We start from the raw sequence: 13,853 nt of genomic DNA on the forward strand, positions 1-13,853 counted from the left end.
CGTGGGGGCAGAGCACGAGCGTCCGCGGAGCAGGGTCAGCGGGGGTCGAGCCACCAGAGCACGGCCTCGCCGTCGCACCGCGCGGTCACCGCGATCCGGCCGTCGTCGCCGGCGTGGAGGTACCCGGCCCGGTCGTCGCACAGGCCGAGCGGCGCCCCGACCCCACCGGTGGTCAGGTCGACGGCGACCAGCGACGCCGCGGCCGACTCCTGCTGCAGCGTCAGCCACAGCGCCGTCCCGTCGAACGCGGCGTCGGTGACCGGCGTGCCGCGGAAGGCGCCGTCGGCGGTGAGCACCGTGGGCTCCGTCGCGCCCACCGCGACGGCCACCACGTGCTCGCGGTCGGTGCGGTCGGCGTCGGCACCGCGGACGACCGCGTACGCGGTCCCGTCGCCGGTGACGACCACGTCCTCGACGACGGCGCGGACGAAGCCGGGCGCGAGGTCGACCGGTGCGCTCCGCGGCAGGAGGTCCGGCGTCAGGGCCAGCAGCAGGCTGCGGGCCGGTGCCCACGTGTCGGGCCCCAGGGTCTCCGCCACCAGGACCACGCGGGAGCCGTCGGGGGAGACCGCGACCGCCCCGACCTCCGCGGAGGTGGGCTCGACCCCGTCGATGGCGAGGTCGACGTCGGCCGAGGTCAGGACCGAGCCCGTGGCCGGGTCCACGGCGAGCAGCAGCGGGGGGCCGCCGCTGCGGGACACGGCCACGTACAGCACGCCGTCGGGGCCCACGGCCGCGGCCGAGCCGGTGAGCAGCACGTCCGCGGGCACGGCGACCGGGAGGGTGGCGGTGACCGTCCCGGTCGCCGGGTCGACGACCTGCAGCGCGTAGCCGACCGGTCCCGTGCCCGGCCACACCAGCCCGGCCACCACGGCCGCACCACCGGAGCCGAACGCGGCGTCCGGGTGAGAGCCGGGCGCGAGCTCCGTCGTCGCCTGCACCGTCGTGCCGTCCGGGCCGACGACGGCGAGCGCGGCGCCCGGCGCGGTGTCGTCCACGGCGGCGTCGACACCGGCGAGCAGGACCAGCGTGGTGCCGTCCGGACCGGCGGAGACCGCGTGGGCGTCGGTGTGGTCCCCGGCCGGACCGCTGCCGGGGACGGACACGGTGGTCCGCGCGGCCTCCGTCGCCGGCGCGGCGGACCAGGGCGCGGCCGCTGGAGCCGGGGAGCAGGCGGCCGTCGCGAGCAGCACGGCGGGGAGCAGGGCGGACACGGTCAGCAGACGGGAGCGGGACACGCCGTCCACCCTCCGGACGGCGCTTGCGCCCCACTGCGCCCGCGGTTGGACCCCGCTAGGCCGCCGCGGGCGCCAGCCGGCCGAGCACCGCGGGCAGCGGGCCGGGGGAGAGCACGGTCAGCCGCTGGGTGGCGCGGGTGAGGGCGACGTAGAGGTCGTTGAGCCCGCGCACGCCCTCGTCGAGCACGCCCTGCGGGTCGGCGACCACCACCGAGTCGAACTCCAGGCCCTTGGCCTCGCCCGGGGTCAGCACCACCGGCCCCAGCGAGGAGTCCGCGCCCGGCCCGGACTGCACGTCCGGCCGCAGCTCCCCGAGCGCGGCGACGACGGCGGCCACCCGGCTCGGCGGCACGAGCACGGCCGTCGTCCCCTCCCGGCCGGCGAGGTCCGCGGCCACTGCGGCGACCCGCCCGGCCAGCGCGGACTCCCCGGTGACCTCGGCGGCCGGCGGCGCGCCGCCGGTGCGCACCGACCGCGGCGGCCGCAGCCCGGTGCCGGTCGCGGCCAGCACGTCGGCGGCCACCGCCATCACCTCGGCCGGGGTGCGGTAGTTGACGGTCAGCTCCTCCAGCCGGAACGCGTCCCCGACGTGCGGGCGGAGGACGGCGTCCCACCGCTGCGCGCCGCCCAGGCTGCCGGTCTGCGCGACGTCGCCGACGACGGTCATCGACCGGGTGGGGCAGCGGCGCACCAGCAGCCGCCAGGCCATCGGGGAGAGCTCCTGCGCCTCGTCGACGACGACGTGCCCGAAGGTCCACGTGCGGTCCGCGGCGGCCCGCTCGGCGGTGGTGCGCAGGTCCAGCTCGCGCTGCCGGTCGGCGAGGTCCTCGGCCGACAGCAGGTCGCCGGCGCTGAGCACCTCGGCCTCCAGGTGCTCGTCCTCCAGGTCCACCGACCGGGAGCCGTGCAGCACGTCGAGGGTCTCCTGGGCCCGCTGCAGCGCGCGGCGGCGGTCCCGGTCGGCGCGGGCGCGCTGCGCGCTGTCGTCGAACCCGAGCAGCTCCTCGGCCTCCTCCAGCAGCGGGACGTCGGCGGGGGTCCACTCGCTGCCGCGCGGGCGGTGCAGCAGCGCGCGGTCGGCGTCGGACCAGCCGACGGTGGCCGCGGCGATCCGCCCCGGGTCGGCGAACAGGTCGGTGAGCAGCCGCTCGGGGGTGAGCACCGGCCACAGCTCGGCCAGCAGCGACCGCACGCCCGGGTCCTCGCTCACCTCACGGCGCAGCGCGGCGACGTCCTCCCGGTCGAGCAGGCCCGCGCCGCCGTCCACGTCCCGGCCGAGCCGGTCGGCGTAGCGCTTGGTCAGCGTGTCGACGACGCGCCGGACGAACACCGGCCGGGCCAGGTTGTGCAGCGGGTCGGCCCTGCGGGCCGCGTTCTGCGCGCGGGTGACGTCGATCGGCCGCAGCCGCAGCCGGAACCCGTCGACCTCGACCTCCCGCGGCGCGGCGGGCACCACCTGACGGTCGGCGATCGCGGCGCGCAGCACGTCGACCATCTCCAGCCGGCCCTTGACCGCCGCGGTCTCCGGCGACTCCTCGCCGCGGGCGTCCAGTCCCGGACGCAGCTGCCCCAGCCCGGCCAGCAGCACGCCGGTCTCGCCGAGGGAGGGCAGCACGTCGGCGATGTAGCGCAGGAAGGTCGGCGTCGGGCCGACGACGAGCAGGCCGCGGCGGGCCAGCCGCTCGCGGTGCGTGTAGAGCAGGTAGGCCGCCCGGTGCAGCGCGACCGCGGTCTTGCCGGTGCCCGGCCCGCCCTGGACGACGAGCACGCCCGCGGCGTCGCTGCGGATCACCCGGTCCTGCTCGGCCTGGATGGTGCGGACGATGTCGGTCATCCGCCCGGTGCGCGAGGCGTCGAGCGCGGCCAGCAGCGCGGTCTCGCCGGTCAGGCCCGAGCCCATGACGCCGTCGGTGAGCACCTCGTCGTCGAGGCGGACGACGGTGCGCCCGCGGGTGCGGATGTGCCGGCGGCGCACGATGCCCAGCGGCTGCACCGGCGTCGCGACGTAGAACGGCCGGGCCGCGGGGGCCCGCCAGTCGACCAGCGCCGGGTCCTGCGCCGGGTCGTCGCCGGGCAGGCCGATCCGGCCGACGTAGAGGGCGCCGCCGTCGTCGGCGCGGTCGATGCGGCCGACCACCAGCCCGGCCTCGGCGGCGTCGAGCGCGACCACCCGCTCGCCGTGGAAGCGGACGGTGGCGTCGCGCTCCTGCAGCGCCTGCGGGTCGACCGCCGGCCAGGTGATCGCCTGCCGCCAGCGGGTGCTGGCCAGCTCGCGGGCGGCGTCGAGCCGGCGGTACAGGTCGGTGACGTACACCTGCTCGAGGGCCACCTCGGTGTCGAGGCCTGGGTCGGGGGCGACGTCGGACGGGCTCGCCGGCAATGCACTTCCCTCTGCTAGAATGGTCGGCAATCTCTCTTCGGTGCCATTCCGGGCGCCATTCCTGACGCGCGCGGCAATCGACCATCCTGCGCCTTTCACCCCCTCGCTGTCATCTCCCGCCCGCGTGTCGGGGCGAGGTCTGCGCCACGAGGGCGTCGAGGGCGTCCGCCAGCTCGACGGGCCGGCTCAGCGCGCAGAGGTGCCCGCCGGGGACCTCGTCGACCTCCAGCCCCAGCCGCTCGCGGGCCACCCGCCGCTGCAGCGCGACCGGGAAGAAGCGGTCCTCCGCGCCGGCGAGCACCCGCGTGGGCACGTCGGGCCAGGCGGCCAGCGGCCACGGCTCGCCGAACGGGGTCCCCGACTGGTCGCCGGCGTGCCCGGCCCCGGCCGCCCACACCTCGGGCGGCACGTCGTGGGAGAGGTCGGTCTGGACGTCGTCGTCCACGGGCCGGCCCTGCGCGCGGGCACACGCCGCCCGGGCCTCCGCCTGCCCGACGGCGTCCCACCACTCCCCGCCGGTCTCGCCGGGCCGCGGCACCATCGCGTTGAGCAGGACCAGCAGCCGCACCGGCCGGCGGGCCGCCACCAGCGGCGCGGTGAGCCCGCCCATGGACTGCCCGACCACCACGGCGTCCCCGTCCGCGGACCGGGCGTCGAGCGCGGCCGTCGCCACGTCGGCGTACCGCTCGAGTCCGGCGGTGTCGTCGTCGGCGGGCAGGTCGACGGCGACCGCCCGGTGCCCCCGGCGTTCGACCTCGGGGACCAGGCGGTGCCAGTACCACGCGTGTCCGCCGGCGCCGGGGACGAGGAGGAAGACGGCCACCTCCTCGGGACCGGCGCCGGGCGCCGGACTCATCGGCCGGCTCAGAGGAGGCCGGCCAGCTCCTGCAGCGCGGTGGCGACGGTGTCGCCGGTCCACTCGTGCGCCGTGTCGTCGGCGGCGGTGTCGTCGGCGGCGGTGTCCCCGGCGGCGGTGAACGTCCCGCCGGCCGCCGGGCTGATCCCGCTGTCGTCCCGGTCGGAGGTCAGGCCGTAGCCGTACTCGACCGACAGCTCCCAGTAGGTCCAGCCGTCGGCCTCGGCGAAGACGTAGGTCACCGTCGCGTAGGCGTAGGAGGTCGGGGCCATCGGCTCGGACCAGTCGGCGTACCCGTCGTCGTCGACGTCGTAGGCGGCGGCGTCCACGTACCCGTCGTGGTCGGAGTCGGCGCCCCACACGTCGGGCAGGCCGTTGCCGGTGGTGTCGACGCCGACCTCCTCGACGTAGCCGTCCTCGTCGCCGTCGAAGGCGAAGGTGTCGGCCCAGCCGTCGAGGTCGGTGTCGAGGGCGACCTGCTCGACGTAGCCGTCCTCGTCCCAGTCGACCGCCCAGGTGTCCTCGTACCAGTCGCCGCTGTCGTCGAAGGCGTAGAGGTCGACGTAGCCGTTGGCGTCGGTGTCGTAGGCGTTGTAGGCGACGGAACCGGCCGACGCGGTGCCGGCGGTGGCGAGCACGGCGGCGAACGCGGTCGCGGGGACGGCGGTGCGCAGCAGGGTGCGGGCGGCGCGGGTGCGGGTCAGAGCAGTGCGGGTCACGGCAGTACGGGTCACGGCAGTGCCTCCTCGGTCGTCGAGCCGCTGTCCGGCTCGCTGCGAGGACGCTCCCGCGCGCCGCATGGACGGGACTGGACGCCGACTGGAGCCCCGGCTTGCACCCGCGTACCAGTGCGCTGCCAGTGCCCCGTGGCGGGATGGGTGGGGAGTCAGGGGAGACCGTGTCGTCCCGCAACCCGCAGGACACCTGCCCGACATCCCGGCTGCCTACCGTCGGGGGCTCCCGGACGACAGGGGAGAACACCATGTCCACGACCACCACCGAGCGCCCCACCGAGCGGGCGTCCTGGATCTGCCCGAACTGCCACGGCGAGACCACCACGGCCAAGAAGCGCTGCCGGGACTGTGGCACGTCGCGCTTCTGACCCCTCCGGGAGCGGGCTCGTCGTCGCGCCCGCTCCCTCGGCCCGGCCTTCAGTGCGAGGGCGGGGCACCCCGCAGCCGGACCACCGCCGCGCGGTAGCGCGCCCGCCCGGCCAGCCGCCAGACCAGCCGGGTCCCCCGGCCCAGCCCCGCCAGCAGCCGCGCCTGCTCCGCCGGTGAGGCGTCCTCCAGGGCCAGCCCCAGCACCGTCAGCCGCTCGCGGCCCGACAGCGCCGGCCGCGCGGCGTGCACGATCGCCGTCCACTCCCGCGCCGGCAGGTGCGCCTCCAGCAGCGGCACCAGCTCCCGCTCCTCGGCCGCCGTCTGCGCGTCCACGACGGCCGCGAGGTCCAGGCAGGCCAGCGCGAAGGCGTCCCGGGCCGGCGGCGTGCCGGCGACCGCCCACTGCCGGGCGGCGGTGGACAGGTCGCGCAGCCGGTTGTCGACGGCGGCGCAGCGGGTGGTCCACGCGGCGACCCGCGCCCGGCCCGACCCGGCGACGGCGGCCGGCAGCGCGCGCTCCAGGGCCGGCCACAGCAGCTCTCGCTCCATCGCGTGGTGGCCCAGCAGCACCCGGCTGACCAGGTCGGCGTGCCGGGTGAGCGCCGCGGTGCGCGCGGCGTCGCCGGGCGGCGCCCAGGTCGCCAGCTCGGCGAGGGTCCGCAGCTCCCGGCGGACCAGCCGGTGCAGGACGCGCTGGGAGTCCCCGGCCCGGGTCGCGGCGGACATCTCCGCGGCGGGTGCGGGGGGACGCAGGGAGGTCGGGACGGCGGTCACGGGGCACCTCCGGTGCAGCTCAGGAGGGAGGGACCGGACCGGGTCTCGTCCGGGACGGGGGCAGGGTAGGAGCCCGCCGGCCGGGGGGACAGGGGTCCGTGCGCGGGCGGGCGGGGACAGGGACGCCCGCGTCCGTTACCGTCCCGGGCGTGACGGTGGTCACGCGGAACTGCGTACGCGTGAGCGGGCCGGAGGGGGCCCGGCCGATGGTCCTCGCGCACGGGTACGGCTGCGACCAGACGATGTGGCGGGCCCTGGTGCCCGAGTTCGCCGTCGACCACCGGGTGGTCACCTTTGACCACGTCGGCGCCGGCGGGTCCGACGTCTCCGCCTACGATCCCGTCCGCCACGGCACCCTGCGCGGCTACGCCGAGGACCTCCTCGACGTCGTCCGGGAGCTGGACCTGACCGACGTCGTCCTGGTCGGCCACTCCGTGAGCGCGATGATCGGCGTCCTGGCGGTGCGGGCCGACCCCGGCCGGTTCGGGGCGCTGGTGATGATCGGACCGAGCCCCCGCTACGTCGACGACGAGGACTACACCGGCGGCTTCAGCCGGGCCGACGTCGCCGCGCTGCTGGAGTCGCTCGACAGCAACCCGGCGCAGTGGGCGGCGGGGCTGGCCGCGGTGGTCGCCGGGCCGGACCACCCCGACGTGGCCGCGGAGCTGGCCGAGAGCTTCTGCCGCACCGACCCCCGCGTCGCCCGCGACTTCGCCCGGGTCACCTTCCTCTCCGACAACCGCACCGACCTCCCCGCGGTCCGGGTCCCGACGCTGGTGCTGCAGTGCTCCGACGACGCGATCGCGCCCGAGCCCGTCGGCCGGTTCGTGCACGCGCAGGTCCCGGGCAGCGTCTTCAGGCGGCTGTCCGCCACCGGGCACTGCCCGCACCTGTCCGCGCCCGAGGAGACGACCGCGGCGATCCGCGCCTTCCTCGGGGGCCCGGTCGGCCCGTGACCGACCCCGCACCGCCCCCGGACCGGCTCGAGCAGCCGGAGGGCCTCGCGCGGCTGCTGGAGGAGGACCCCGCCGACCTCTACGAGAACGCCCCCTGCGGCTACCTGTCGATGGTCCCCGACGGTCGGGTGGTCAAGGTCAACCGCACCTTCTGCACCTGGACCGGCCGGGAGCCCGGCGACGTCCGCGGCCGCCGGCTGCCCGACCTGCTCAACGCCGGCGGCCGGGTGTTCTACGAGACCCACCTCGCGCCGCTGCTGCGGCTGCAGGGGGCGGTCCGCGAGGTCGCGCTCGACGTCGTCCGCGCGGACGGGTCGGTGCTGCCGTGCCTGGTCAACGCGGTCGAGGTCCGCGACGAGGCCGGGCTGCCGCTGCTGGTGCGCGCCACGGTCTTCGAGGCGACCTCGCGGCGACGCTACGAGCGGGCGCTGCTCACCGCGCAGCGGGCCGCGGCCGAGTCCGAGGCGCGGGCGCGCACGCTGCAGCAGGTCGTCTCCGAGCTGGCCGCCGCGGCGTCGCCCGAGCAGGTCGCCGAGGTCGTCGTCCACCGGGCGCGGGCGGCGGTGGAGGCCGGCGGCGCCGCGCTGTGGCTGGCCGCGCCCGGGCCCGAGGGGGCGCCGCCGCCGGTCACCCTGGCCGCCAGCGACCACGTGGCGCCGCACCTGCTCGGCGAGCTGGCCGCGGCGGCGCGGGACGGCGCGGAGCTGGTCCGCACCGGCGGCGTCCGGTCGGTGCCGGTCGGGCCGGCGTTGCGCGACCGGTGGCCGGGGCTCGCGGAGGCGATGGCCGAGGCCGGGCAGGAGGCGGTCGTCGTCGTGCCGGTGACGGCGGCCGACGACCGGCACCTGGGCGCGCTGGTGCTGGTCCTCGGCGTCACCGACGACAGCGAGCTGATCAGCCTGGCCGAGCCCGGCGCCCGCGGCTCCCTGGCGCCGGCCGACGCCGACCTGCTGGCCACCCTTGGCCGGCAGGCCGGGCAGGCGCTCGAGCGCGTCCGGCTGCACGAGGAGACCGTCCGGCAGGCGGCCCGGTCGGCGTTCCTGCTCGAGGCCGCCCGGCTCATGGCCGCCGGGCACGGGGTCACCGAGACGATCGCGGGGCTCGCCGAGCTGACCGTCCGCCGGCTGGCCGACGTGTGCGTCGTCGACGTGCTCACCGAGCACGGACTGGCCGAGCCGGTGGTCGCGCACGCCGACCCGGCCCGCCGCCCCCTGGTCGAGGAGCTGCGCGACGTCCACCTGCCCCGTCGCGACGGCTCGCACCCGAGCGTGCGGGCGCTGACCCAGCACCGCACGGTCTGGCTGCGCGGGGCGGCCGACGCCGAGCTCGCCCGGGCCACCACCAGCCCGCGGCACCGGGAGGTCACCCGCGCGCTGGAGCTGGCCGACCTCGTCTGCGTGCCGCTGGTCGCGGAGAACCGGCCGCTCGGGGTGCTCTCGCTCGCCGCCGACGTGCGCCGCGGCCCGTTCACCGAGGCCGACGTCGAGACCGCCGAGCAGCTCGCGCTGCAGATGTCGCAGGGCATGGACGTCGCCCAGCGCCACGAGCTCGACGAGCACACCTCGCACACGCTGCAGGCCAGCCTGCTGCCGCCCGCGCCGCCGGCGGTCCCGGGGTACGCCGTCGCCGTCCGCTACCTGCCGGCCAGCCGCGGCGCCGACGTGGGCGGCGACTTCCACGACGTCGTCCCGCTGCCCGGCGGCGAGGTGGCGCTGGTCGTCGGCGACGTCGTCGGGCACGACGTGACGGCCGCGGCGACGATGGGCCAGCTGCGCAGCGTGCACCGCGCGCTGCTGGTGGACCGGCCGGGCCCGGCGGCGCTGGTCGACCGGCTGCACGGCAGCTGGCCGCTGCTCGGCCTGCCGCGGATGGCCACCGCGCTGTTCGCCCGGCTGCACCCGCCCACCGGCGGGCTGCGGATCGCCTCGGCCGGCCACCCGCCGCCGCTGCTGGTCGAGGGCGGGCGGGCCGGGCTGCTCGACGTCCGCCCGGGCCGGCTGCTCGGCGCGCCGCCGGGTCCCGCGCCGGAGTGGCGGGGCCGGCTGCGGCCCGGCGCCACGCTCGTCCTGTTCACCGACGGCCTGGTGGAGAGCCGCACCGCCGACATCGACGCCGGGCTGGACCGGCTGCGCGCCGTCGCCGCCGCGGCCCCCGGCGACACCGACCCGGACGCGCTGTGCGACCGGCTGCTCGACGCGCTGGCCGGGCCCCGCCGCGCCGACGACGTCGCCCTGCTCGTGCTCACCCGGCTGCCGGGCGAGGGTCTGGCGGGCCGGGAGGAGGAGGCGGACCATCGCAGCCACCGCCCCGTCCGCGGGGCCGGGCGCGAGGAGGCCGCCGTGGAGCAGACGCGCAGTGAGCTGACCGACGTGCTCGAGGGCGCGACCGGGGACGTCACGGTCTCCGGTGACGCGATGCGCTGGACACCGGGGCGGGCGGAGCCGCCCGACCCGGTCCCCGGATTTCCGGGGATCGACGTCGCCGCGGGTCTCGGCTCGGTGCTCGGGCTGGACCCCGCCGCGGTGCGCCGCCTGGTCTCCGGCGCCGTCGACCGGCTCACCACGGTGGCCGGCGACGTGGCCGACGGGCTGCGCCAGCTCGCCCGGGACGCGTTCCCCGGCGACGACCGGCACTGACCGCCGCCCCGCCCGGCAGGCGGACGGCGTCCGACACACCCGGGCGCGGGTGTTGCGCGCCGGCGCACGGTAGAACCGGGGGGACAACTGCCACGCCGACGTGGGGACGTGTCCGTCATGAGCAGCAACCAGTTGACCCTGGCGCCCGCACCGCCGTCCGAGGCCGCCGAGCGGGTCCGCCTGGAGGTCCGGGAGTTCCTCGCGCAGGAGCTCGCCGCGGGGACCTTCACCACGCACGTCGACACCTGGCTGTCCGGCGTCGACCCGGAGTTCTCGCGCAAGCTCGGCGCCCGCGGCTGGCTGGGCATGACCTGGCCCAAGGAGTACGGCGGCCACGAGCGCACCGCGCAGGAGCGCTACGCCGTCACCGAGGAGCTGCTCGCCGCCGGCGCCCCGGTGGCCGCGCACTGGATCGCCGACCGGCAGTCCGGGCCGAACCTCCTCCGCTACGGCACCGAGGCGCAGCGCAAGGAGATCCTGCCGCGCATCGCCGCGGGCGAGTGCTACTTCGTCATCGGCATGAGCGAGCCCGACAGCGGCTCCGACCTCGCCTCGATCCGCACCCGCGCCACCCGCAACGCCGACGGCGACTGGGTGGTCAACGGCGCCAAGGTCTGGACGTCGAACGCGCACCACTCCCACTACGGGATCGTGCTGGTGCGCACCGGCCCGCCCGGCGAGGGCCCGCGCGGCAAGCACCAGGGGCTGACCCAGCTGCTGGTCGACCTGTCGCTGCCCGGCATCACGGTCAACCCGATCCGCATCCTCGACGGCGGCCACCACTTCAACGAGGTGGTGTTCCAGGACGTCGTCGTGCCCGGCGACATGCTGCTGGGCACCGAGGGCGCCGGCTGGCACCAGGTGACCGCGGAGCTGGCCTTCGAGCGGTCCGGGCCCGAGCGGTTCCTCTCGACCTGGCCGCTGCTGGCCGAGTTCGGCCGCCGCGCCGCCGCGACCGGCGACCCCGCGCAGCTGGCGGTGCTGGGCCGGCTGTCCTCCCGGGCGCTGGCGCTGCGCCAGCTGTCGCTGCGGATCGCCGCCGCGCTGGACCGGGGGGAGCTGCCCGACATCCCGGCCGCGCTGGTCAAGGACATGGGGACGACGTTCGAGCAGGACGTCGTCGACGAGGTGCGCCGGGTGGTCGACGTCCCGGCGTCCCTGGACAGCCCCGACCCGCTGGGCCGGGCGCTGGCCGAGGCACAGCTGCACGCGCCGGGCTACACGCTGCGCGGCGGCACCAACGAGATCCTCAAGGGGATCGTGGCGCGGGGGCTGGGGCTGCGATGAGCGATCAGGACCTGGTGGTCGAGACCGTCCGGGACATCCTGTCCGGGCACGAGCCGTTCGTCCTCACCGCCGAGCGGCCGTGGGACGAGGGCCTGTGGTCGGCGCTGGCCGGGGCCGGGCTCACCGGCGTCGGGCTGCCCGAGGAGGCCGGCGGCTCCGGCGGCGAGCTCGCCGACGCCGTCGCGATCGTGCGCACGCTGGCGGCCGGCGCCGCCGCGGTGCCGGTGGCCGAGCAGCTCCTCGTGGCCGGCCCGGCCGTGGTGGCCGCCGACCTCGACCTGCCCTCGCCGGAGGAGCCACTGACCGTCGCCGTCGACGGGACGGTCGCCGCCGAGCCCTCCGACGATGGCGACGGGCCCGGCCGGTTCACCCTCTCCGGCACCGCCACCGACGTCGCGTGGGCCGGTGTGGCCCGGCACGTCGCGGTGCTCGCCACGCCCCCGGCCGGGATCGAGGGCGCGGTGCTGGCCCTGGTCGACGCGGCGGGGCTGACGGCGTCGCGGGCGGTGAACCTGGCCGGGGAGCCGCGCGGGTCGCTGGTGCTCGACGGCGTCGGCGCGCGCGGTGCGCTGCTGAGCCCGGCGCGGGCCGCGGAGGTGCGCGCCCGCTACGCGCTCGCCCGCGCGGTGCAGATCTCGGCCGCGCTGGAGCAGGTGCTGGCGTGGACGGTGCAGTACGCCGGCGAGCGGCACCAGTTCGGCCGGCCGCTGGGCAAGTTCCAGGCGATCCAGGTGGAGCTGGCGCAGATGGCCGGCGAGGTCACCTCGACCGCCGCGCTGGTCGACGCCGCCGTCCAGGCGCTGGACCGTGGGGAGACGACGATCGGGCTGGCCGCGGCCGCCGCGAAGGTGCGCGCGGGGGAGGCCGTCGAGCGGGTCGCGAAGCTGGCCCACCAGGTGCACGGCGCGATCGGCTTCACCCAGGAGCACCGGCTGCACCACCTCACCCGGCGCTGCTGGTCCTGGCGCGACGAGGCGGGCAGCGAGCTGACCTGGTCGCGGTTCCTCGGCGCGGGGCTGGTGGCCGCCGGCCCCCAGGACGTCTGGCCGGCCTTCACCGCCGTCGTGTGAGCCCGTCCCGTCCGCCTCCCGTGTGGGGGAGGCGGACGGGCGGGTCTCAGACGGTCTCGGGCACCCGCAGGTGGACGAGGACGAGGTCGAACTCCTCGGCGTCGGTGATCTCGAGCTTCATGGACCGGGCGAAGTCGTCGCGGGTGGCGCGGGCGTGGGCGCGGCCGGCGTCCATGTCGTCGCGGTCCTCGAAGGTCACCGCGGACGCGGCCCGCCCGTTCTCCCGGTCGACCATGAGGCTCACGCTGCAGAAGCCGGGGTAGTCCTCCATCCGCGGCACCAGGACGCTGCGGTAGGCGTCGATGACCCGATCCAGCCCGGCGGGGTCGGTGCGCCACCAGGTCACGCGCGTGCACGCGCCCGCCGGCGCCTCCGAGCGGCGGTGCATGACCGCGACCTCCCACTCCTGGACCGTGACGTCCCCGCCGAAGGCCTCCGCGGCCTGCTCGCGCATCGCGCGCACCCGGTCGGCGCTGGCCCGCATCGACTCGACGTCGCGCCAGGACGAGGTGACGACGGCCCGACCGCTGGCGCGGTCGGTGATCATCGACAGGCCCACGAACCCGCGCATGTCGGCCAGCGCGGGCATGACCTCGTCGCAGACGTACGCGATCCCGTCGTCGAGCTTCTCCGGTGTGCCCGCGACGGAGGTCGAGCGTGCGTACATGGCCGCTCCTCTCTGGGGGCGGCGCTGCCCGGGCGGCACCGCCGCGGGCGTCAGCCTGCTCCCGGCGGCGGCCCGGCGGAAGGGGGGCACCCCGGCGCGGGACGTCCGGGACGGTCGGTGAGGCCGCGGATACTGGATGCGTGCACACCGCGCTCGTCCTCGTCCACGACGCCGACCCCTCGCGCGGGCACCGGCTGGTCGGCACCCTGCGGCCGGCGCTGGAGGCGCAGGGGCTGACGGTCGTCGTCGGGACGACCGTCGGCGACTCCCCGCTGCTCACCGACCTGCCCGACCCCGCGACGCTGCGCACGCTGGTGGTCATGGGCTCGGGCGCGGCTGCCTACGACGACACGGTGCCGTGGCTGGCCGCGGAGCTCGCGTACCTGCGGCGCGCGGTCGACGCCGGGACGCCCGTGCTCGGCGTCTGCTTCGGCGGGCAGGCGCTGTCGCGCGTGCTGGGCGGCGTGGTCGCGCAGGCGCCCGCCGGCGAGCACGGGTTCCTCGACGTCGAGACCGCCGACCCCGCACTGGTGCCGGCCGGCCCCTGGTTCGAGTACCACGGGGACCGGTTCACCGTGCCGCCCGGCGCGGTGGAGGTCGCGCGGACCGACCGGGCGGTGCAGGCGTTCACCGCGGGCCCGCACCTCGGCGTGCAGTTCCACCCGGAGATCGACCCGGGCGCGTTCTCCGCGTGGGAGGAGACCTGGGAGCTCACCGGCCCGCCGCCGCCGGAGGCCGCCGCGCTGGTGCCCGGGCTGCGCCGCGAGATCGCCGAGCGGGAGCCGGAGGCCGCCGCGGCCTGCGCCCGGCTCGTCGAGGCGTTCCTGGACCGCGCCGACCGGGTGTGGCAGACGGAGGACGAGACGGCGGCTTGAGCCGGGGCGCG

The 13,853-nt window shown here is 77.4% G+C and carries 11 protein-coding genes; 5 read left to right on the forward strand and 6 right to left on the reverse strand.

The features are described from left to right. Window positions 1-35 precede the first annotated feature (35 nt). The 5 genes from ACI798_RS01850 to ACI798_RS01870 form a co-directional block, all read right to left on the reverse strand. Window positions 36-1,238 carry a hypothetical protein gene (locus ACI798_RS01850; protein ID WP_457047046.1) on the reverse strand — a complete coding sequence of 401 codons (1,203 nt, stop codon included), beginning with the start codon at window positions 1,236-1,238 and terminating at the stop codon, window positions 36-38. Window positions 1,239-1,293: 55 nt separating this feature from the next. After that, window positions 1,294-3,618, reverse strand: a complete 2,325-nt coding sequence (locus ACI798_RS01855; protein ID WP_457047047.1) for a HelD family protein — start codon at window positions 3,616-3,618, stop codon at window positions 1,294-1,296. Between the two features lie 109 nt (window positions 3,619-3,727). After that, window positions 3,728-4,474, reverse strand: a complete 747-nt coding sequence (locus ACI798_RS01860) for an alpha/beta fold hydrolase (RefSeq protein WP_457047048.1) — start codon at window positions 4,472-4,474, stop codon at window positions 3,728-3,730. An 8-nt stretch (window positions 4,475-4,482) separates the two neighbouring features. After that, window positions 4,483-5,208 carry a hypothetical protein gene (locus tag ACI798_RS01865; RefSeq protein WP_456939597.1) on the reverse strand — a complete coding sequence of 242 codons (726 nt, stop codon included), beginning with the start codon at window positions 5,206-5,208 and terminating at the stop codon, window positions 4,483-4,485. 417 nt (window positions 5,209-5,625) lie between these two features. After that, complete coding sequence (locus ACI798_RS01870) at window positions 5,626-6,351, reverse strand: hemerythrin domain-containing protein (RefSeq protein ID WP_457047049.1); 726 nt, start codon at window positions 6,349-6,351, stop codon at window positions 5,626-5,628. A 149-nt stretch (window positions 6,352-6,500) separates the two neighbouring features. On the opposite strand from ACI798_RS01870, the gene ACI798_RS01875 reads away from it, so the two are divergent. The 4 genes from ACI798_RS01875 to ACI798_RS01890 all read left to right on the forward strand — a co-directional run bounded on the left by ACI798_RS01875 (window position 6,501) and on the right by ACI798_RS01890 (window position 12,300). Beyond that, window positions 6,501-7,307 carry an alpha/beta fold hydrolase gene (locus ACI798_RS01875; protein WP_456939599.1) on the forward strand — a complete coding sequence of 269 codons (807 nt, stop codon included), beginning with the start codon at window positions 6,501-6,503 and terminating at the stop codon, window positions 7,305-7,307. Next, complete coding sequence (locus tag ACI798_RS01880) at window positions 7,304-9,943, forward strand: SpoIIE family protein phosphatase (RefSeq protein WP_457047050.1); 2,640 nt, start codon at window positions 7,304-7,306, stop codon at window positions 9,941-9,943. The genes ACI798_RS01875 and ACI798_RS01880 overlap by 4 nt, the downstream gene beginning before the upstream one ends. Before the next feature lie 117 nt (window positions 9,944-10,060). After that, window positions 10,061-11,230, forward strand: coding sequence for an acyl-CoA dehydrogenase family protein (locus tag ACI798_RS01885; RefSeq protein WP_456939601.1), 1,170 nt, complete (start codon window positions 10,061-10,063; stop codon window positions 11,228-11,230). Next, window positions 11,227-12,300, forward strand: a complete 1,074-nt coding sequence (locus ACI798_RS01890) for an acyl-CoA dehydrogenase family protein (RefSeq protein WP_457047051.1) — start codon at window positions 11,227-11,229, stop codon at window positions 12,298-12,300. The genes ACI798_RS01885 and ACI798_RS01890 overlap by 4 nt, the downstream gene beginning before the upstream one ends. Before the next feature lie 46 nt (window positions 12,301-12,346). On the opposite strand, the gene ACI798_RS01895 is transcribed toward ACI798_RS01890, so the two are convergent. Next, window positions 12,347-12,967 (reverse strand): hypothetical protein, encoded by a 621-nt coding sequence (locus ACI798_RS01895; RefSeq protein WP_457047052.1) that lies wholly within the window; start codon window positions 12,965-12,967, stop codon window positions 12,347-12,349. Between the two features lie 140 nt (window positions 12,968-13,107). On the opposite strand from ACI798_RS01895, the gene ACI798_RS01900 reads away from it, so the two are divergent. After that, entirely contained in the window at window positions 13,108-13,842 is a 735-nt protein-coding gene (locus ACI798_RS01900; RefSeq protein WP_456939604.1) for a type 1 glutamine amidotransferase, read from the forward strand. The last annotated feature ends 11 nt before the right edge of the window (window positions 13,843-13,853 follow it).

It is taken from the genome of Geodermatophilus sp. SYSU D01045 (assembly GCF_054050295.1).